The 19196-nt window shown below is 63.1% G+C and carries 21 protein-coding genes and 7 pseudogenes; 22 read left to right on the top strand and 6 right to left on the bottom strand.

The features are described 5' to 3' along the window. Positions 1 to 44: 44 nt before the first annotated feature. Positions 45 to 755 (bottom strand): FCD domain-containing protein, encoded by a 711-nt coding sequence (locus tag QNJ43_RS17075; protein WP_300471782.1) that lies wholly within the window; start codon positions 753 to 755, stop codon positions 45 to 47. 576 nt (positions 756 to 1331) lie between these two features. On the opposite strand from QNJ43_RS17075, the pseudogene QNJ43_RS17080 reads away from it, so the two are divergent. The 5 genes and pseudogenes from QNJ43_RS17080 (at position 1332) to QNJ43_RS17100 (ending at position 6691) form a co-directional block, all read left to right on the top strand. Beyond that, positions 1332 to 2770 (top strand): annotated as a pseudogene (locus QNJ43_RS17080) (ABC transporter substrate-binding protein). 112 nt (positions 2771 to 2882) lie between these two features. Continuing rightward, positions 2883 to 3851: an ABC transporter permease gene (locus tag QNJ43_RS17085; RefSeq protein WP_300471783.1), complete on the top strand. Its 969-nt coding sequence runs from the start codon at positions 2883 to 2885 to the stop codon at positions 3849 to 3851. A 3-nt stretch (positions 3852 to 3854) separates the two neighbouring features. After that, positions 3855 to 4706 (top strand): annotated as a pseudogene (locus QNJ43_RS17090) (ABC transporter permease). Next, a pseudogene (locus QNJ43_RS17095) lies at positions 4693 to 5729 on the top strand (oligopeptide/dipeptide ABC transporter ATP-binding protein). The pseudogenes QNJ43_RS17090 and QNJ43_RS17095 overlap by 14 nt, the downstream one beginning before the upstream one ends. Continuing rightward, on the top strand, positions 5726 to 6691 hold the full coding sequence (locus QNJ43_RS17100) for an ABC transporter ATP-binding protein (protein ID WP_300471784.1): 966 nt from the start codon (positions 5726 to 5728) through the stop codon (positions 6689 to 6691). Before QNJ43_RS17095 ends, QNJ43_RS17100 begins: the two are co-directional and overlap by 4 nt. Positions 6692 to 6814: 123 nt before the next feature. Here QNJ43_RS17100 and QNJ43_RS17105 read toward each other — a convergent pair whose 3' ends face one another. The 4 genes from QNJ43_RS17105 to QNJ43_RS17120 all read right to left on the bottom strand — a co-directional run bounded on the left by QNJ43_RS17105 (position 6815) and on the right by QNJ43_RS17120 (position 8264). Next, positions 6815 to 7033: a hypothetical protein gene (locus tag QNJ43_RS17105; protein ID WP_300471785.1), complete on the bottom strand. Its 219-nt coding sequence runs from the start codon at positions 7031 to 7033 to the stop codon at positions 6815 to 6817. A gap of 44 nt (positions 7034 to 7077) precedes the next feature. Then, the gene (locus QNJ43_RS17110; RefSeq protein ID WP_300471786.1) at positions 7078 to 7482 is read right to left on the bottom strand and encodes a LysR substrate-binding domain-containing protein; all 405 of its coding nucleotides are present in this window, start codon (positions 7480 to 7482) and stop codon (positions 7078 to 7080) included. After that, positions 7479 to 7745 (bottom strand): LysR family transcriptional regulator, encoded by a 267-nt coding sequence (locus tag QNJ43_RS17115; RefSeq protein ID WP_300471787.1) that lies wholly within the window; start codon positions 7743 to 7745, stop codon positions 7479 to 7481. Before QNJ43_RS17115 ends, QNJ43_RS17110 begins: the two co-directional genes overlap by 4 nt. Before the next feature lie 165 nt (positions 7746 to 7910). Beyond that, positions 7911 to 8264 (bottom strand): hypothetical protein, encoded by a 354-nt coding sequence (locus QNJ43_RS17120; protein ID WP_300471788.1) that lies wholly within the window; start codon positions 8262 to 8264, stop codon positions 7911 to 7913. Positions 8265 to 8295: 31 nt separating this feature from the next. On the opposite strand from QNJ43_RS17120, the gene QNJ43_RS17125 reads away from it, so the two are divergent. After that, positions 8296 to 8493: a hypothetical protein gene (locus tag QNJ43_RS17125; protein ID WP_300471789.1), complete on the top strand. Its 198-nt coding sequence runs from the start codon at positions 8296 to 8298 to the stop codon at positions 8491 to 8493. A gap of 98 nt (positions 8494 to 8591) precedes the next feature. On the opposite strand, the pseudogene QNJ43_RS17130 reads toward QNJ43_RS17125, so the two are convergent. Continuing rightward, a pseudogene (locus tag QNJ43_RS17130) lies at positions 8592 to 9138 on the bottom strand (peroxiredoxin). A gap of 321 nt (positions 9139 to 9459) precedes the next feature. Here QNJ43_RS17130 and QNJ43_RS17135 point away from each other — a divergent pair. The 16 genes and pseudogenes from QNJ43_RS17135 to QNJ43_RS17210 all read left to right on the top strand — a co-directional run bounded on the left by QNJ43_RS17135 (position 9460) and on the right by QNJ43_RS17210 (position 19015). Then, the gene (locus tag QNJ43_RS17135) at positions 9460 to 10260 is read left to right on the top strand and encodes a sigma 54-interacting transcriptional regulator (protein WP_300471790.1); all 801 of its coding nucleotides are present in this window, start codon (positions 9460 to 9462) and stop codon (positions 10258 to 10260) included. Positions 10261 to 10325: 65 nt separating this feature from the next. Continuing rightward, positions 10326 to 10970: a helix-turn-helix domain-containing protein gene (locus QNJ43_RS17140; protein ID WP_300471791.1), complete on the top strand. Its 645-nt coding sequence runs from the start codon at positions 10326 to 10328 to the stop codon at positions 10968 to 10970. A 221-nt stretch (positions 10971 to 11191) separates the two neighbouring features. Then, positions 11192 to 11419, top strand: coding sequence for a hypothetical protein (locus QNJ43_RS17145; protein WP_300471792.1), 228 nt, complete (start codon positions 11192 to 11194; stop codon positions 11417 to 11419). After that, positions 11416 to 11775: a hypothetical protein gene (locus QNJ43_RS17150; protein WP_300471793.1), complete on the top strand. Its 360-nt coding sequence runs from the start codon at positions 11416 to 11418 to the stop codon at positions 11773 to 11775. Before QNJ43_RS17145 ends, QNJ43_RS17150 begins: the two co-directional genes overlap by 4 nt. Before the next feature lie 12 nt (positions 11776 to 11787). Further along, positions 11788 to 12054, top strand: a complete 267-nt coding sequence (locus QNJ43_RS17155) for a hypothetical protein (RefSeq protein ID WP_300471794.1) — start codon at positions 11788 to 11790, stop codon at positions 12052 to 12054. A 77-nt stretch (positions 12055 to 12131) separates the two neighbouring features. Continuing rightward, positions 12132 to 12464: a hypothetical protein gene (locus QNJ43_RS17160; RefSeq protein WP_300471795.1), complete on the top strand. Its 333-nt coding sequence runs from the start codon at positions 12132 to 12134 to the stop codon at positions 12462 to 12464. Continuing rightward, positions 12465 to 12653, top strand: coding sequence for a hypothetical protein (locus tag QNJ43_RS17165; RefSeq protein ID WP_300471796.1), 189 nt, complete (start codon positions 12465 to 12467; stop codon positions 12651 to 12653). Positions 12654 to 12701: 48 nt separating this feature from the next. Beyond that, positions 12702 to 13787 (top strand): annotated as a pseudogene (locus QNJ43_RS17170) (MG2 domain-containing protein); the annotation flags it as partial. A 121-nt stretch (positions 13788 to 13908) separates the two neighbouring features. Next, positions 13909 to 13995: pseudogene (locus tag QNJ43_RS17175) on the top strand (hypothetical protein); the annotation flags it as partial. Positions 13996 to 14088: 93 nt separating this feature from the next. Then, positions 14089 to 14493 carry a hypothetical protein gene (locus QNJ43_RS17180; RefSeq protein ID WP_300471797.1) on the top strand — a complete coding sequence of 135 codons (405 nt, stop codon included), beginning with the start codon at positions 14089 to 14091 and terminating at the stop codon, positions 14491 to 14493. After that, a complete protein-coding gene (locus tag QNJ43_RS17185; RefSeq protein WP_300471798.1) occupies positions 14490 to 15128 on the top strand; it encodes an alpha-2-macroglobulin family protein in 639 nt (212 codons plus the stop codon). The genes QNJ43_RS17180 and QNJ43_RS17185 overlap by 4 nt, the downstream gene beginning before the upstream one ends. Positions 15129 to 15132: 4 nt before the next feature. Continuing rightward, the gene (locus tag QNJ43_RS17190; protein ID WP_300471799.1) at positions 15133 to 16287 is read left to right on the top strand and encodes a hypothetical protein; all 1155 of its coding nucleotides are present in this window, start codon (positions 15133 to 15135) and stop codon (positions 16285 to 16287) included. A 65-nt stretch (positions 16288 to 16352) separates the two neighbouring features. Next, positions 16353 to 16718, top strand: coding sequence for a hypothetical protein (locus tag QNJ43_RS17195; RefSeq protein WP_300471800.1), 366 nt, complete (start codon positions 16353 to 16355; stop codon positions 16716 to 16718). Positions 16719 to 16902: 184 nt separating this feature from the next. Next, a pseudogene (locus QNJ43_RS17200) lies at positions 16903 to 18018 on the top strand (transglycosylase domain-containing protein). A gap of 117 nt (positions 18019 to 18135) precedes the next feature. Then, a complete protein-coding gene (locus QNJ43_RS17205; RefSeq protein WP_300471801.1) occupies positions 18136 to 18741 on the top strand; it encodes a hypothetical protein in 606 nt (201 codons plus the stop codon). Between the two features lie 28 nt (positions 18742 to 18769). Next, a complete protein-coding gene (locus QNJ43_RS17210; protein ID WP_300471902.1) occupies positions 18770 to 19015 on the top strand; it encodes a hypothetical protein in 246 nt (81 codons plus the stop codon). Positions 19016 to 19196 lie beyond the last annotated feature (181 nt).

The raw sequence follows: 19196 nt of genomic DNA on the forward strand, positions 1-19196 counted from the left end.
TTTGCAGAGGCGTCGTGCGTGACAAAGGTGGCGGCCCAAAGGCTTCACATCTCGACGTTGGCGCGGACCGCTGCGGCTCGGATGTGGCTTTCCAGCAGGGTGCAGGCTTCTTCCCGTCTGTCGGCTTCCAGCGCCTCGACGATGCGGAAGTGCTCCTGCGCGGTTTCCTTGACCCAGTCCGGAAGCGTCATCGGCATCCATTGGCTTTCCTGCATCTCCCGGCTCAATTGCTTGCGGACATCCTGATAGATGCGGTTCGGGCAGCGCAGGAAAATCAGGCCGTGGAAGAGCGTGTCGCATTCTGCCGCCCGCACCGGTTGCCCCTGTCGCGCGCCGGTGAGCATGGTCTCGGTGAGGTGCTTGAGTTCTCCCATGTCCTCTGCCGCTATTCGCGGCAGTGCCAGCGTCAGGGTGGCGAGCTCCAGCATAAGCCGGAACTGATAGATCTCACGCAGCGAATATCCGTCCGGAAAGCGCCGGTGCGAGGCGGCGGGCATCGCGTCGGGGTCGGCGACGAATAGGCCGCAACGGTCCTCCACGCGCAAGTGCCCCAGCGTTTCCAACATCGATAATCCTTCGCGAACCGACGGCCGGGACGCACCGAGCAGAGAGGTCAGTTCACGCTGCAAGGGCAGGGGATCTTCCGGTCTCAATCCACGCTCGCGGATCATCGCCTGAACCGCTTCGGCAACTCTTGCGGGGACTGAGGTAGGAGGCGTTTGGGAGGAGGTGACTTTTGGAAAGTTTTTGGTCATTTGCGCACAAATAATGGATTTGCACTATTTTTATTCGACCATACGCTAATCTGGTCAGACCAGATAGCCGATACCCTGCGGCAAGGCTCGCAGTAATAGGCGAAAAGTGGAGGCGGTTCGGGGGAAGTACCGCGGTAAACGTGCGCCCGAGAGGGATGACTAGCGCACGCAGGTTGCGGATATTGCGTCATCTGCGAGACGGGACGACGTCACCCGAATGCCGTGCGGACCATTGACCGGTGCTTCCAATCTCCGGGCTGCAATGAGGACGTTGTTGAAGCAAGAGTCGCCCAAGCGGCCTGGTTCAGGGAGGCACGCTCTTGATGTCCGGTCGGGGCCCCACCGTGTCGAGCACCGCTCGTCCCCAGCGACACCTTCAATGAGGAAAGGATATCGAGCATGTCGCTTGGAAGATTGAAGAAAACGGCGCTGGCGACCCTGTCCGTCGCCGTGCTGTGCAGCACCGCGCCGGCAGCATGGGCGGCCGGAACGCTGCGCATCGGCATGACCGCGGCCGACATTCCGCTCACCACCGGTCAGACGGACCAGGGCGGCGAGGGCATGCGCTTTATGGGCATGACCGTCTATGACACGCTCGTCGAATGGGACCTGACCAGCGCAGACAAGCCTTCCACCCTGATCTCGGGTCTTGCAATCGAGTGGAGCGTGGACAGCGCGGACACGACCAAGTGGACCTTCAAGATCCGCGAGGGCGTGACCTTCCATGATGGCAGCCCCTTCACCGCGCGTGACGTGGTGTGGAACTTTGACAAGCTCCTGAAAGAGGACAGCGAGCAGTACGATCCGCGCCAGGTCGCGCAGGGCAAGTCGTGCATTCCCGCCGTCGCCTCCTACAAGGCGATCCACGACTACACGCTGGAAATCGTCACCAAGGAGCCGGACGCGACGCTGCCCTACCAGCTTGCCTGGATCCTGATGTCATCGAAGGCCAACTGGGAAGCGCACGGCAAGAACTGGGAAGAGGTGGCCAAGGAGCTTTCCGGCACCGGTCCGTGGAAGCTGACCAGCTTCGTGCCGCGCGAACGTGCGGAAATGGTGCCCAACAAGAATTACTGGGACAAGACCCGCATCCCGAAGCTCGACAAGCTCGTGCTGATGCCGCTTCCTGAGCCCAATGCCTGTACCGCAGCGCTGATGTCCGGCCAGGTGGACTGGATCGAGGTGCCCGTGCCCGACACCATCCCCGCGCTGAAGGGCAACGGCTTCAACATCGTCTCCAACGCTTATCCGCATAACTGGACGTGGCATCTCTCGCGGCTCGAAGGTTCGCTGTGGAACGGCATCCGCATCCGCAAGGCCGCCAATCTCGCCATCGATCGCGAGGGCCTGAAGGCGCTGCTCGGCGGTCTCGCCATTCCCGCCAAGGGCTTCCTGCCGTCGTCGATCCAGCGGTTCGGCAAAAGCCGACCTTCGATGTTCACTACGATCCTGAAGCCGCCAAGAAGCTGCTGGCCGGAGCCGGTTACGGTCCGGACAAACCTCTGCATGTGAAGGCGCTGATCTCGCCCTCGGGCTCCGGCCAGATGCTGCCGCTGCCGATGAACGAATACGTCCAGCAGAACCTCGCCGAGGTCGGCATCGATGTGGAGTTCATGGTCGTCGAGTGGAACCAGATGATCAATCTGTGGCGCGCCGACGCCGCCGATACGAGCGTTGAAGGTTCTCAGTCGATCAACTTCAGCTACTTCATCCAGGATCCGTTCACCGGCCTCATCCGCCACGTCGCCTGCAGCCTGATCGCGCCTAACGGCACAAACTGGGGCCACTATTGCGACGAGGAGATGGAAAACCTGATCGCCAAGGCGAAGACCACCTTCGACCCGGAAAAGCAGGACGCCGTCCTCCAGTCGATCCACGAGAAGAACGTTAACGACGCCCTGTTCCTGATGATCACGCACGACGTGGCGCCGCGCACCATGAGCCCGAAGGTCAAGGGCTTCGTGCAGGCGCAGAACTGGTTCCAGAACTTCTCCGGCATCGAGATGGCCGAGTAATCGGAACCCCCGACAATCGCCTGCGGGGAAGGCTTTCCGCAGGCGACTTTCTCTTTCGCGTTTTCTTCTCAAGGCGGCCCCGGTGGAGCTACTGTGGTCAAAGGCACAGCCGATGCTCGTACATCTGGTTCGACGCCTGATCTATGTCTTGCCGGTCTGCTTCGGCGTCAGTCTGTTCTGCTTTCTACTGGTCCATATCGCGCCCGGCGATCCGCTGGCCTCGATCATGCCGGTCGATGCTTCCGCCGAGCAGCAGGCGGCGATGCGCACGGCCTACGGGCTCGACAAGCCGTTGCCCGTCCAATACGCGATCTGGATCGGCAAGGCTCTTCACGGCGATCTCGGCAAGTCCATCGCCACCGGCCGCCCCATGGCCGACGAGGTCTTCCGGGCGGTCAAGAAGTTGCTGCTTCTGGCCTTCACCGCGAGCGCCATCGCCTTTCCCATCGGGCTCGTGCTCGGCTTCGTCGCAGGCTACTTCCGCGATACGATCTTCGACCGGCTGGTGACCGCCATCGCGGTGACGGGCGTCTCCGTGCCAAACTACTGGCTCGGCATCGTGCTGGTGATCATCTTTTCCGTCACGCTGGGCTGGTTGCCCTCCATGGGCGCGGGGCCGGGTGGCTCGACGCAATGGAGCTGGGATCTCGCCCATCTCCGCTTCCTGATCCTGCCCTCGATCACGCTGGCAGTGGTGCCGATCGGGCTGGTGGCGCGCACCGTGCGCGCGCTCATTGGAGACATCTATTCGATGAATTTCGTCTCGATGGATTTCGTCCAAGCTCTCTACGCCAAGGGCCTGAGACCGCGCGGCGTGCTGCGCCACGCCATCAAGAATGCCGCGCCCACGGCCCTGTCGGTGATGGGTCTTCAGCTCGGCTATCTGCTTGGCGGCTCGATCCTGATCGAGACCGTGTTCAATTGGCCGGACTCGGGCTTCCTGCTCTCCAACGCGATCTTCCAGCGCGATTTGCCGTTGTTGCAGGACACGATCCTGATCCTGGCGCTGTTTTTCGTGCTCATGAACCTGATCGTCGACGTCGCGCAAGCCGCCATCGATCCGCGTATCAAGAGGAACTGAGCCATGGTCGCAACCGATCTGGAGGCGGAACTTCCCGCGCCGCGCGAAAAGGCTCCCGGATACTGATCGGGCGTTTTCAAGCGCGTGTCGCGCGATCCGGTCGCGATGGCCTGCGCCTCGGTCCTCGTTGTGCTGATCCTCGCGGCGATCCTGGCGCCCTATCTGGGGCTCGCCGATCCCTACAAGGCCAGCATGATCCACCGGCTGAAGTCGATCGGCCATCCCAGGTACCTGCTGGGTACGGGCGAACAGGGCCGCGACATGCTGGCCCGCCTCGTCTACGGCGGACGGCTGACGCTCTTCGTCAGATTGCTCCCCATCGTCTTGGCCTTCTTCATCGGCAGCTTGCTGGGGCTGGTCGCGGGCTATGCGGGCGGCTGGCTCAACACCGCGATCATGCGCACGGTCGACGTGTTCTTCGCCTTTCCCTCCGTGCTGCTTGCGATTGCGATCTCAAGTGCGCTGGGAGCGGGCATGATCAACTCGCTCGTGTCACTGACCATCGTCTTCATCCCGTCGATCTGCCGGGTGGCGGAGAGTGCCACTGCCAGCGTGCGCTCGCTCGACTATATCGAGGTGGCGCGGGCGTCGGGCGGCAACGTGCTCGGGCCGATCTTCGTCTATGCGACGAGCCTCACCAGCGTCTGCATGATCCTCGCCGCCGGGCTCTCCTTCCTCGGCATTGGCGTCAAGCCGCCGGAGTCGGAATGGGGCTTGATGCTCAATACGCTGAGGACGGCGATCTACATCAATCCGTGGGTGGCGGTGCTGCCCGGCGCGATGATCTTCATCGCCTCGCTCTGCCTCAATCTTCTCAGCGACGGTCTGCGGAGTGCCATGAATGTCAAGGACTGATGAAGCCGCAATGGTCGAGGATTGCGGCGACCTGCAACAGCCGCTGATCATCGCGGACAACCTGAAGAGGCACTTCCCCATCCGCTCCGACTTACTGAACCGGCAGACGGCGACGGTCCATGCCGTCGACGGCGTTTCATTCGAGGTGCGCAAGGGTAAAACGCTGAGCATCGTAGGCGAAAGCGGATGTGGCAAGTCCACCATCGCGCAGCTTCTCATCGGGCTGATCGAACTCGACGAAGGCGGCATCATCTTTGACGGGGACAAGCTCGGCGCGGACATCAAGCTGAAGGAACTGCGCCGCGGCGTGCAGATGGTTTTTCAGGACAGCTACGCCTCGCTCAACCCGCGCCTCACCATCGTGGAGTCCATCGCCTTCGGTCCGCGCATTCAGGGCATTGCCGATCCGCACGGCAAGGCGCGCGATCTCATGCGCCGCGTGGGGCTGGAGCCGGAACGCTTCGCCAACCGCTATCCGCATGAGCTCTCCGGCGACCAGCGCCAGCGCGTCAACATCGCCCGCGCGCTCGCCATGTCACCGCGTTTCGTCATTCTGGATGAGGCCATCTCCGCCCTCGACAGTCCGTCGAGGCGCAGGTGTTGATCCTCCTGAACGACCTGCGGCGCGAGCTGGGGCTCACCTACGTCTTCATCTCCCTGGTGCGCTACATCTCCGACCGGGTGCTGGTGATGTATCTGTGCGAGGTGGTAGAGGTCGGCCCGGCGGAGACGATCTATCACCGTCAGGCCCACCCCTATACGGCCTCGCTCTTTGCCGCTATACCGTCCATGGACCCGGATAATCGCACCGAGGAGCCGCCGCTTGCGGGCGATCCGCCGAACCCGGTCGATCCGCCCTTGGGTTGCCGCTTCCACACGCGCTGCCGCTTTTCCGAGGGCGTGTGTTCGGCAAAGAAGCTGGCGCTCGCGTTCATAGACGGCGACAAGGACCATCTCGCCGCCTGCCACATGCGCGATCCCGCTTCCGGGCATTCTCTCGCCGACGAGGAGGGGGGAGCGTGAACGCGCTGGTGGAATTTCGCGACCTCGCCGTCCGCTTCAAGGGCGAGAAGACCGTCCATGCGATCAACGAAATATCGCTGTCGATGCAGCAAGGCGAAATGCTCGAGCTTTTGGGCGAATCTAGATCCGGCAAGAGCGTGACGTTGAAAACGTTGCTGCGCCTTCTGCCGCCGAAACGTACCGAGATCGACGGCGACGTTCTGGTCGACGGCGTCGACGTGATGCGCCTGTCGGGCCGGGCCTTGTCGGCGTTTCGAGGCAATGCGGTGTCGATGGTCTTTCAGGAACCGGCACTGGCGCTCGATCCCGTCTACACGATCGGCGATCAGATCGCGGAAACGGTAATGAGGCACAAGAAGGTGAGCCGGGAGGCGGCGCGCGACGTGGCGCTCGACATGCTCACGCACGTCCGCATCCCGTCGCCAGAACGCCGCATGAAGGCCTATCTGCACGAGCTTTTCCGCGGCATGCGGCAACGCGTGATGATTGCCCTGGCGTTTGCCTGCCGTCCGCGTCTGCTGCTGGCCGACGAGCCGACCACGGCGCTCGATGCCACGGTCCAGATCCTGCTGCTCCTGCGCGAGCTGCAACGCGAGTTCGGCATGGGGGTGATTTTCGTCACCCACGATATTGGCGTGGCGGTGGAGGGCTCCGACCGCATCGCGGTCATGTATGTGGGCAATATCGTGGAAACGGGAACCGCGCGCGACGTGATCAAGAACCCGCGTCATCCCTATACGCGCGACCTGCTGGCGGCCAATCTGCACGGTGCGGTCAAGGGCGAGCGGTTCGATGCCATTCCCGGAAGTCCGCCCGCACTGCACGAGGCGCCGACCTCCTGTTCGCTTGCCCCACGTTGCGCCTTTACCCGGTCCGAATGCCGCAAGGCACTGCCGCCGGCTGCGGATCTCGGCGGTGGGCACAAGGTAGCCTGCGTTCTGGAAGCACCTGAAATGGCATAGGAGGTCGAGGCGTCGTTCGTTGCTCCCCTTCACAAAAGTAGCCGTCTCCGCCCCCTCTCCCATGGGGATAGGGCAGGGGTGAGGGGATGGGATGTCTCGGGGATACGGATAGCCCGACACCCCTCACCCGGCGCATTCGCGCCGACCTCTCCCCATGGGAGAGGTGATCGCCGCGACCATTTCGGAAAAGGTGCAAGCCCTAGGCTGCCGGTTCCTCCACGGGCCGTTCGGCGAGCAGGTCGGCCAGCCTGGAAACCGGCGTTCCCGGTGGTCGCGGCGGTCGCGGAAACGCAGGCCGAGCGGGAACCGGCGCACGCTGCCCGTGCCAAGATCAAGGCGCACCAGGCGGCGGCCTCCAGATCCTGCTCGATTATGTGGCTCGGCAGTCAGCTATAGCACAGGGCCCGCCGCACGGCCTCGATGGCCGTTTCCACCATGTTCATGCGCCAGATGCGGCCCTCGCCGCCGTGCTCCGTCTGCGCGCCTTCCATGCCGCGGATTTCCGCCCGCGTGTGATGGGCCAGCGCCGCATCGCCGGGCGCGCGACCGTCGCACAGCAGTGGGTGTTCGGTGCTTGCCATCGCAACGAGGCTCATTTCCGCAATCGGCTCGCTCCATTTCGCCCCGGGCTCTGCCATCAGCACCGCCAGGTCGAAATCGTCGGCACGAACGTCGACCATGGTCTGCCGGACGGTTTCCAGCAGATGCACCTCCACATACGGGTGCAACTCGGCAAAGCGGGCCAGCGCCGCAAACAACCTATCTTTCGGAAAGATCGCATCGACGATCAACCGGACCTCTGTATCGTCTCGCCCTCCGTGATGGCGCGGGACCGACGCTCCAGCCGCGCAAACCCGTCGATGAGCGGCATCGCTTCCGCCAGCAGAGTCGTTCCCGCTTCTGTAAACACCACTCGTCGGCCGCGCTGTTCCAGAAGCTCCACGCCGAGCGTCCCCTTCAGGCGGGCAACCATGTAGCTGACCGATGACTGGCTGCGGTTGAGCGCTTCGGCTGCTTGCGCAAAGCCGCCTTCCTCCACCACGGCGCGCAACACGCCCCATTACTCGACGGTCGACAAGGGCAGGCGGCTCATGTGGGACGGGCTCCGTTGGCGGTCTTGAGAATATATCGAAATATCCGATGAATTAGAATTGATAATAGAACTTTTAATTCGGATATTTGAATAATAAGGTTTCACCAGATCAATTGAGAAATTATTTCAATGTCTGACGAATTTGAATCCACGAAACCCGAAGAACTGACCGGGTTTGTATGTAATAATTTCATATATACTTATGACAAGAGTTGGCAGTACGAGCTGTACGTCAAGAACGATCGCATGATCGACTATTGCATCCATACGGGCATAGTCGGCGGCCGCTGGGTGCGCGATCAGATCGCCCACATCGTGTGGCTGGGCGACGGCGTCTTCAAGATCTCCTGGGACGAGCCGACCGGCACCACCGTCTCGGTTGCCTTCGACCTGCGTGAGCGCAAGCTGCACGGCGTGATCTTCTTCCCGCAGTGGATCGCCCAGAATTCGAAGAAGACGGTCTGCTTCCAGAACGAGCACATCCTGCTTCCAGAACGAGCACATCGACGAGATGCTGGCGCTGTGCGATGCCGGCCCGACCTATCCCAAGCTGGTGATCGACGAATTCGCACCATCACCTTCTGGGAAGATTGTGCCGCCAATGACGAGACCATCGTCGCGGCTGCCCCCTCCGAGCTTCCCGAAGGCTACGCCTCGCGCCGTAACTGAGGCGGTCGCCCGACCTTCCATGTCGCATGTCGGTGATTGAAAACAAAAAGCCCCGGACCAGAAGGCCCGGGGCTTTTCTTGTGTCGGTCACGGCGTCGTCGGCCGGTCAGGAATATGACCGGCCGTGCGTGCGATGGCTCACGCAGCTTTCGTCTTGTTGGCAGAGCGCAGCTTCTCGAGGATGTTCTGCGGGGAGGAGACGCCATAGGGGTCGGTCTCGCAGTTGTCGGAGAAGCCTTCCTCGACGAACCACTGCTCGACCTTGCCGTCATTGACGATGGCCGCATAGCGCCAGGAGCGCATGCCGAAGCCGAGATTATCCTTGCACACGAGCATGCCCATCTTGCGGGTGAACTCGCCGGAGCCGTCCGGGATCACCTCGACGTGCTCGATGTTCTTCGCCTTACTTCTAGGCGTTCATCACGAAGGTGTCGTTGACGGCGACACAATAGATCTCGTCGATGCCCTCAGCCTTGAATTCGGGATAGAGCTTCTCGAAGTCGGGAAGCTGGTAGGTGGAGCAGGTCGGCGTGAAAGCGCCGGGCAGGGAGAACAGGACGACGCGCTTGCCGGCGAAAAAGTCGGCAGTGGTCTTGTCTTCCCAACGGAACGGGTTCGTGCCGCCGATGGATTCGTCGCGCACGCGGGTGTGGAACGTCACATCGGGAAGAGACTTGTCATACATGGGATGGGGCTCTTTGTTTTTAAGTAGTCTAATTTGAAGTAGCCGTTGGTGCGAATTTCGGACGAGCGGGCGGCCGGATCAAGCACAACTTTTATGCAATGCACTTCAATAATAGTCGTTATATTACAATAAATTGAAGTGACGTAACGTCATGAACTGTGCGGCTGCAGCAGGATCCGGGCAGGAACAGTACGAACCTGCGAATTTCGTCAATTTCGCCGCGGCAATTAAGCTTCGCAAAATGGGCTTCGCTTATTGAAGGGGGACAAGGCAGGCCGTATCGGCGGTGCGAGGCGAATCGGGGTCGCCAGGAGATAAGCGATGACAGATGTTGAATTCGGCAAGCCGCCCGTGTTGGCCGTGGGCAACGTGCTCGCCGATGGGTCGCGAACGACGGCAATCCGGGATGCCGGGATCGCGCTGGAGACGGCTTCGGATGGAAACGCCGCGCTTGCCGTTCTGGCCGACAGGCGCCCGCGCATCCTGCTGCTGGGCGAAGAGCTTGCCGACATGAGCGGCGTCGCCCTGCTGCAGACGCTGGCGGCACGCAAGGTGTCGCGTACGAGCGTCCTGGTGGTGAGCGGTGAGGGCGCGCTCGATGCCAACCGCGTGCGCGGCGCCTACGATTTCCTGGTCGAACCGGTTGCGGACCTGAAACTGGTCACGGCGCTGCGCAATGCGCGCGAGCGGGCAGTCCTGCATGCCGCGGTGGAGGATCTGAGCCTCGATATGGGGCCTGCGGGTTATTTCGGCTTGATCGGGTGTTCTGTTGCCATGCGTTCGGTCTACCGGATGGTGGAAAGCGTCGCGCGCTTCGGCGCGATCGTCTTCATCACCGGAGAAAGCGGAACCAGCAAGGAAGTCTGCGCGGAGGCGATCCACAAGGCCGGTCCGCGTGCCAGCGGCCCGCTTGTCCGCGTCGATTGTGCGCCTTGCCTTCCGACCGGCTGGACGAGGAGATCTTCGGCTCTGCGGGCGATAGTGGATATGAAGGCTCTTTCGGCCCGCGCGGGACTGCGGCCAGCGCCAACGGCGGCACGCTCTTTGATTCGCGAGATCAGCGCGCTCTCCATCGATCTGCAGGAGAAATTCCTGAAATTCCTGCAGATCGGCAAGATCTAGCGTCCCGACGGCAAGGGCGAGGAGGTCGTGAAGGTCCGGGTCATCTGCGCCACCGATCACATCCGATGCAGGAAGTGGCAGCCGGGCGGTTCCGCGAAGACCTATTCTACCGCCTGCATGTCCTGCCGATCCACCTGCTGCTCTTGCGCGACCGGGAAGGCGATGCCGTCGAGATCGCCGCGCGCATGTTGCGCGAAGCGGCGGCGGAAGCGGGCAATGGATTTTGTAATCTCTCGCACGAGGTCCACATGCTGATCGCCTCCTACGACTGGCCGGGCAACGTGCGCGAGCTTCAGTTCGTCATCCATCAGGCCGTCGCAGATCACGAGGGCGAATTGTTGACGTCCGACATGTTGCCCGGAAAGATCTCCGGCGAAAGCGCGGAAGAGACAACGGATGGGGAGGGCGCGCGCGAGGAAGACGTCGCCGCCGCAAACTCCGAGGCGGATGTCGCGGATAGCGAAGCCGCGTCCGAAGACAATGCTGATGTGGCCGACGGCGCGCCGTCCGGCACGACGGCATCGACGGGCGTCGGAGACGACGAAACATTGCGGATAGCCGTCGGCGAGACGCTTGCCGAGATGGAGCGTCGCTTTATCGAGGCGACGATTGAGTCCTGCGATGGATCCTTGCCACGTGCGGCACGCATGCTGGAGGTCAACCCGTCCACTTTGTATCGCAAGCGTGAAAGCTGGTCGGAGGAGGCCTAGCCCGCTTTTCCGTGGGTAAGGCGCGCTGCGGCTCGTCCATTTTTCTGCGATCTGGTTTCTGCCCTTGTCTTGCTTTTTCTCCTGTAGGCGTCTTCACTTCACTCGCATGCTGACGCGGTGGGCGTTTTGGCCTGTCCCTCTGGCGGTTGATCGTGTGAAAATGGCCAAGACTACCGGAAGTAAGCCTTATGCGTGGCTGACTGGTGCGACGGATCGGGGCCGTGGCGACGGTTTCAGCGGCAATTGCGGCCATCTGCGCCGTGTTTGCCGCGCCTGTTTCGGCTGAGGCGGTGGAGCGGCGGATCGTTACCGTGCCCGATGCGGACTATTTCGGAGCGGATTATTGCACCGTGAAGGATGTTTCGCTGGGAACGTGCAAGGCGGTCTGTCTCGGCGATCCCCAATGCAAGGCTTCACCTACAATACCAGCGCCCGCTGGTGCTTCATGAAGAGCGATTTCGGCGACCTGCAGAGTTTCGCAGGCGCAGTCGCGGGCCGCGTGGTGGAGGTGAAGGCGCAGGCCACCGCACATGACACCGAGACGCGACAGAAGGAGCTCGACTATCTGCCGTCCTCGATCCGGCAGGAGGCCCGGAGTTTCGCCGCAAGTCTCGCCACCCGCTACAATCCCGGATCCGTCGATCTCGACGCCTTGATCGACAATGCGGAGCGCTCCGTGTCCTCCGGTCGCCCCGTGCAGGCGGTGACCTATTTCGGCCGTGCGCTCATTCTGGCGGGCGAGCACTCCGATCTCTGGCTGGCGGCGGCCAAGACGGTGAATGCCGCGCGGTTGAAGGATTGGTGAGAGTCGCAGTTGATGCGCGAAAACGCCACCTCGCTCGCCGTCAACGCCTATCTGCGCTCATCCGGCGATGACGCCCGCATTCAGGCGCTCGAAGCGCTCGCCCTTTCCCTGCAGGCGCGCAGTCTCTGGAAGCCGACGATCCGCAGCTATCGCGCCGCCCTCGCCATCCGCGAGGATGCGCGCCTCGCGCCGACTACGACCGTCTCGTCAACGAACACGGCTTTCGCATCGTCGAGCATCAGGTCGATTCCGATGCGGCCGAGCCCCGTATCTGCCTGATCTTCTCCGACAAGCTGCAGACGCTGCGGCCCAATCTCGCCGACTTCGTCACCGTTTCCGGTGCGCCGGGAACATCGGTGAACGTGGAAGAGGCGCAGATCTGCGTCGACTGCGTCCACCACGGCGCGCGCTATCAGATTGCGGTGCGCCCGGGCGTCCCCGCTGCCGACGGCGAGACGCTGGAAAAGGGTGCGAACCTGACCGTCTATGTGCGCGACCGCGCCCCCTCGGTGCGCTTCATGGGCCGCGCCTATGTTTTGCCCGGCGGAGATGATCCGACCATTCCCGTCGTGACCGTTAACACCAAGGAGCTTTCCGTCGAGATATACCGGGTGAACGACTGGGCTCTGGCCGAACTCGTGCGCGGAGACAACTTCCTCGATCAGCTCAATTCCTGGCGCGTCGACTAGATGGAAGAAGAGGTCGGATCGAAGGTCTGGGAAGGCACCGTCGAGGTCGGCTCGAAACTCAATCAGGACGTCACCACGGCCATTCCGCTCAAAGATATCGGTCTGACGCTGAAGCCCGGCGCCTATGCCATGATCGCCCGGGTGCCCGATGACAAGGAGAACCAGTGGGGCCCCTTTGCGACCCAGTGATTCATCGTGTCCGATCTGGGCCTGACCGCTTACACGGGGCGGGCCGGGATGCATGTCTTCGTCCGTTCGCTGACGAGCGCGAAGGCGGTATCGGGCGTCTCCGTGACGCCTGTGGCGGCCAATAATGACGTGCTGGGCGAGGCGGTTACCGATGAAGGCGGGCAGGAGACCTTCGATCCCGGCCTCGTGCGCGGCACGGGCGGAGATCGGCCCGCGGTTCTGAACGCTAGGCTGAAGGCAAAGGAAACCGGCCGAGACCGGGACCGTGGCGGCCTCAGGAACGAGGATTATGTGTTCCTCGATCTCACCAAGGCCCCCTTCGATCTGAGCGATGGCGGTGTGGACGGCCGTCTGGCGCCGGGGCCGCTTGATGTCTTCGCCTATACCGAACGCGGCGTCTATCGTCCCGGCGCGACCGTTCAAGCCGTAGCGCTGGTGTGCGACGGCAAGGCCATGGCGCAGCCCGACGTGCCCATGACCTTCGTCTTCTCGCGTCCTGATGGTGTCGAACAGCGCCGCTTCGTCGTGGCCGATGGTGGGGTCGGCGGGCACGCGATCGATCTCAGGTTTCCTGATGGCGCCATGCGCGGGACCTGGTCGCTCTCTGTTTATGCCGATCCCAAGGCCTCCGCACTGGCCAACCTTTCCTTCCTGGTGGAGGATTTCGAGCCGGAGCGGGTCGCCTTCGAGCTTGAGAGCGATGCGGAGCGCTTCGATCCAGACAATCCGGCCGAGATTTCCCTCAAGGCCGATTATCTTTACGGAGCACCCGCCGCCGACATGAAACTTGAGGGCCAGGTTTCGCTCATGCCAACGCGCGAATGGTCGGCCTTCAAGGGATATGTGTTCGGTTTGCAGGACGAGGAAGCCTATCCGAATTCTGGTCCGCTACCCTCCGGTCTCAAGACTGATGCGGAAGGAAAGCTCTCCTTCCAGCTCACGCTGCTCGATAGCCCGGTCGATACCCAACTTGCCAAGGCCGAGGTCGTCGCCCGGCTCGTCGATGCGGGCTGGCGCTATGTGGAGCGCACGCTGGAACGCGAGGTCGCGCCGGACGGTGCGCGCATCGGTATCCGTCCGCTCTTCGAGGACGGCGTGGAGGAGGGCGGCCCGGCCGAGTTCCGAGTCATCCTGGTTGATCGTGCGGGCACGCAGATGGTGGGCAAGGGACTTGCCTGGACGCTGAGCCGGATCCGAGACCCGTTACCAGTGGTTCCGCGCGAACGGATCCTGGCAGTTCGATGCGGTCAAGAGCACGCGGCGCGTGTCCAACGGTACACTCGATCTCACCGACAGCCAGGCGGGTGCGTTGTCGCTGCCTGTCGATTGGGGCCGCTACCGGCTGGAGATCGTCGGCGGACCGAACCAGACGGCGACCAGCGTCGAATTCACCGCAGGCTGGTATGTCGCCAAGGCGAGTGCCGATACACCGGACGTGCTGGAGGTTGGCCTCGACAAGGAGCACTATCGCGCCGACGAGACCGCCAAGCTGCGGCTTGAGCCGCACTTTTCCGGAACCGCGCTGATCGCGGTGATGGTCGACGGGCTGATCTACACCAAGGTGGTGCAGGTCGAAGGCGGGCACGAGACGAGCGTCGACCTGCCGGTTACTGAAGCCTGGGGCCCCGGCGCCTATGTCATCGCCACGCTCTACCGGCCGATGGATATCGCGGCAAAGCGCATGCCTTCGCGTGCGATCGGGCTGACCTGGCTCGATGTCGATCCCGGCAACCGGGACATTTCTGTCGAACTGTCGCCGCACGACATGATGCGGCCGAACGGAACGCTGTCGGTGCCGGTCAGGTTGGCAAACGTCACGGCGGGCGAGGAGGCTATGTGACGGTCGCGGCCGTCGATGTCGGCATCCTCAATCTGACCCGCTACGAACCGCCCGCACCCGACGACTGGTACTTCGGCCAGCGCAAGCTCGGCATGGAGATGCGCGATCTCTACGGGCAGCTCATTGACCGGATGGTGGGCACGCGCGGCTCGGTGCGATCCGGTGGCGACGGCGTGGGACTGCGTGCGGAAGGCTCGCCGCCGACCCAGAAGCCGCTCGCGCTCTTTTCCGGCATCGTGAAGGTCAATGCGGACGGGATCGCGACGGTCGATTTCGACATTCCCGACTTCAACGGCACGGTAAAAGTGATGGCGGTCGCATGGAGCACGACCGGTGTCGGCCACGCGAGCGCCGATGTCATCGTCCGCGATCCGGTGGTGGCGACCGTCAGCCTGCCGCGGTTCCTCAATCCTGGCGACGATTCCCGCATGCTGGTAGAACTCGACAATGTGGAAGGGCCGGCGGGGCAATACACACTGTCCTTCACGGAGACGCCGGAAATCGCCATCGCGGCCTCCGATTCTGAGCTGACCGTCGATCTGGCTGAAAATGAACGCAAAACGATCCGCGTGCCGATCGAGGGCCGCATCGTGCGGGGATGCGGAACTGGCGCTCGTCGTCAACGGTCCGAATAGACCGGTGGCGTCCAAGGCGCTGGCGCTCGGCGTGCGCGATCTCAGCCCGACCGTGACGCGGCGCTCCAAGGTGTCGCTGGTTTCGGGTCAGTCCATCTATATGGGATCGAGCATGCTGGACGGGCTGCGCCCGGAGGCTTCGCAGGTCAGCTTCTCTGCCGGTTCTCTGGCCGGGCTCAACGTGGTCGGGCTGCTCTCCTCGCTCAATCACTATCCGTACGGGTGTACCGAACAGCTCACCAGCGTCGCGCTGTCGCTCGTCTATCTGAACGAGGTGGCGGTTGCCGCGGGGCTTGCGAGCGACGACGCCCTGCGCGGACGGGTGAACAAGGCGCTCATCGGCATCCTCTCCAACCAGGCGTCGAACGGCGCTTTCGGCGTGTGGCGGCCCAACGACGACGGCCGCAGTCTGTGGCTCGACGCCTATGTCACCGATTTCTTGACGCGGGCATGTGAGGCGGATTACGACGTGCCGGATCTTGCCTATACCCAGGCGCTCGACAACCTCGCCAACAGCCTGCCCTACGCATCCGACTTCGATGACGGAGGTGAGGACGTGGCCTATGCGCTCTACGTTCTGACGCGGGCCGGGCGCGCTTCCATCGGCGATATCCGCTACTTCATCGATACCAAGCTCGGCAATTTCGCAACGCCCTTCGCCAAGACCCAGCTCGGGGCCGCCGCTGCGCTTTACGGCGAACAGCGCGGGGCACGCACGGCCTTCGCCGCCGCTATCTCCGCACTGGCGACGCAGTCGGGCAAGTCGGTGCTCTACCGCTCCGATTACGGCTCCCACCTGCGCGATGTGGCCGGTGTGTTGGCCCTTGCCACCGATTTCGGCAAGGTCGGCGTCGATCTCGATGCGCTGCGAAGCCGCGTTGCGGAGGCAGCTTCATCGCGGGCCCGGCTTTCCACCCAGGACAAGGTCTGGATGCTGCTGGCCGCCGATGCGCTTCTCAAGGGCGACAAGATCAGCGGGCTGACGCTCGACGGCAATCCTCTCACCACGCCCGCCTCCGCCCTTGTGGAGGGGACGACGCTAATGAACGCCGTGCTGCAGGTCTCCAACACGGGCAAAGACCCGGTGGAACTGGCCACCACGGTCACCGGGCCTGCGCTTGTCCCCGTGGTGTCGCGGCGGGCCGGGGCTTCACCCTGACGCGCGAGACCTACGACCTGAACAGCAAGCCGGTCGATGCCGCAGCCGTTGCCTAGAACGAACGGATGGTCGTGGTGTTGCGCGTTCAGGCGCTTGATGATCAATCCGCCCGTCTGATGCTGGTCGATCCGCTGCCGGCAGGTTTCGAGATCGACAACCTGAACCTGGTCAAGAGCGGCGATCTGGGTGGGCTCGACTGGCTGGCGCTGAATGACGACGCAACGCATATCGAATTCTGTGATGATCGTTTCGTGGTGACGTTCGATCGCAGCGGTTCGGGCCCGCGCAACGCCACCTTCGGCTATCTGGTGCGGGCGGTGACGACCGGCAGCTACGCACGTCCTGCCGCGCAGGTAGAGGACATGTACCGCCCCGGCCGCTTAGCACGCACGGCATCGGAACGTGTCGATGTCATCGGGTCCAACCGGTAGGCGGAAGCGGGAGAGCATCGTGTTGCCCATCCTTCTAGACGCGGCCTGGGGCCGCTCCTCAGAATGGCGTCATTGTGTTGATGGGTTCGAAAGAGCGCGCAACACCCACCTGAGGAGGCCCGAAGGGCCGTCTCGAAGGATGGGCCCCACGAAGACCACCTCAGTCGAAACGCGGAAACAGGCGATGGTTGCACAGAGCGGCGAGACGGGACTGAGCGAAACCGGCAACAATCCGGCGCCTCGCAAGCGGCGTCTGATCTGCCGCGCGGGGGTGGTCGTCGGGTCCATATGCGCGCTCGGGCTCGCTCTCAACGTGTTTGCGCCGACTCTCGTCGATGACCCGATTCCCGAGCCTTCCACCATTTCCCGTTCCGTAGAGGTGCTTGATCGCGACGGACGATTGCTGCGTGTCTATGCGGCTGCCGACGAGCTCTGGCGCATGGCGGTGGGGCAGGGGGATGTCGACCCGAAATTCGTCCGGATGCTGCTCGCCTATGAGGATCGGCGCTTCTATCGGCACGGAAGCGTCGATCTGCACGCGCTCCTTCGCGCTGCCTGGCAGGGGCTTTAGGTCGGACGGATCGTGTCCGGCGGCTCGACCCTGACCATGTAGGTCGCCCGGCTGATCGATTGCGGCGGCGAGCGCTCGCTGATCGGCAAGATCCATCAGATACTGTGCACCTGGAAGATCGAGCGCCGTCTCGACAAGAAGGACATCCTCGCCCTCTACCTGCTGAAGGCACCCTATGGCGGTAATATAGAAGGTGTGCGCGCCGCCTCGCTTGCCTATTTCGGCAAGGAGCCGAAGTGGCTGACGGCGGCCGAAGCCGCTCTTCTGGTGGCCTTGCCGCAATCGCCGGAGCGCTGTCGTCCCGACCGTCATCCGCAAACGGCGCGAAAAGCGCGCGATCGCGTTCTGGAGCGCATGGCGAAGGCGCAGGTGATCACCCCCGGTGACGCGCGCGCCGCCGAGTGCGAACGCATGCTGGGCCGCCGCCGCGCCTTTCCCATGTTCGCCGCCCATGCCGCCGATCGCGCTGTCGCGGCGAATCCTGCGGCAACGCTCCACCGGTTGACCATCGATCGCCGTCTTCAGGCCCAGCTGGAGGACTTGGCGCGGATAAGGGCGGGGCGGCTTGGAACCAAACGCTCGGTGGCAATCCTCGCCATCGACCATGCAAGCGGCGAGATTCTCGCCTCTGTCGGATCTCCCGGCTATCTCGATCAGCGTCGGCAGGGCGCCATCGACATGATCCGCGCCGTGCGCTCGCCCGGTTCCACCCCGAAGCCGCTGATCTAAGGACTTGGATTCGAGGAGGGGCTTGCCGCCCCCCAAAGCCTGATCGAGGATCGGCCCGCGACCATCTCCGGCTATGCGCCGAAAAACTTCGATCATGAGTTCCACGGCACGGTCACGGTGCGCGAGGCGCTGGAGCTGTCTCTCAACATGCCCGCAGTGGCGATGCTCGATGCGGTCGGCCCCGCGCGCCTGATGGCGCGGTTGAGGGCGGCGGGTGTGGTCCCGGTCTTGCCGGAGGGCGAAGCGCCCGGCCTCGCCGGCGGTCTCGGGGGCATGGGCGTCACGCTGAATGATCTGGCGGGTCTTTATTGCGATTGCGCCATTGCCCGCGGCGGCCTGTCGGTCGCCCTGCGCGAAATGCGCGATGAATCGAAGGGCCCGGCCGCATCCGGCACGTCCAATGGTGCGGGACGGCACGTGTTGAGCAGCCTGGCGGCCTGGTATGTGAGCGATATCCTGTCCGGCACGCCGGCCCCTGTCGCGGCCGTTGGCGGTCGAATCGCCTTCAAGACCGGCACCTCCTACGGCTATCGCGATGCCTGGGTGGTCGGATTCGACGGAGATGTCGTGATCGCGGTGTGGACCGGACGGGGCCGCCATTCCCGGTGCAACGGGCTTTCGCGTCGCCGCGCCGATTCTCTTCGATGCCTTCGCACGCCTCGGGCGCCCGCCCTCCGCCTTGCCGTCACCACCGCCGGGGGTTCTGGCGGTTCCCGCCGCTGATCTGCCCGCGCCCTTGCGCGCGGTGCGGGTGAGCGGACGGGCCCCGACGCGCGACGGGCTTGCCATCACGTTTCCCCCCGACGGAGCCGTCCTCGACCTTGGGATCCAGGGCGTTTCAGGCGGCGACGGCGGGACGGCTGGCAAGGTGGTTCTGCGGCTCTCGCAAAGCAGACCGCCGTTCTACTTGTTTTCAAATGGGCATTTCATTGTGGCCTCAGCACATCGCAGAAGTATTCCATGGAAACCGGATGGAATCGGCTTCGCGACGATCTAGATTATTGATTCCTCAGGAAATTCAGCGCGAGCGCGGATAGAGATTCGCTAGGGCACGGGGCAAAACTGTCACGGTATTTCGCTCAAATAGGTGTTTTAAAACTACGTATAAGCCCTTGGAATCTTATTAAAAACTTAATATGCAGATCATCTTTGTGTTGTTCCTGCAACACCGTGGCCCA

It is taken from the genome of Breoghania sp. (genome assembly GCF_030066895.1).
Classification (GTDB): domain Bacteria; phylum Pseudomonadota; class Alphaproteobacteria; order Rhizobiales; family Stappiaceae; genus Breoghania.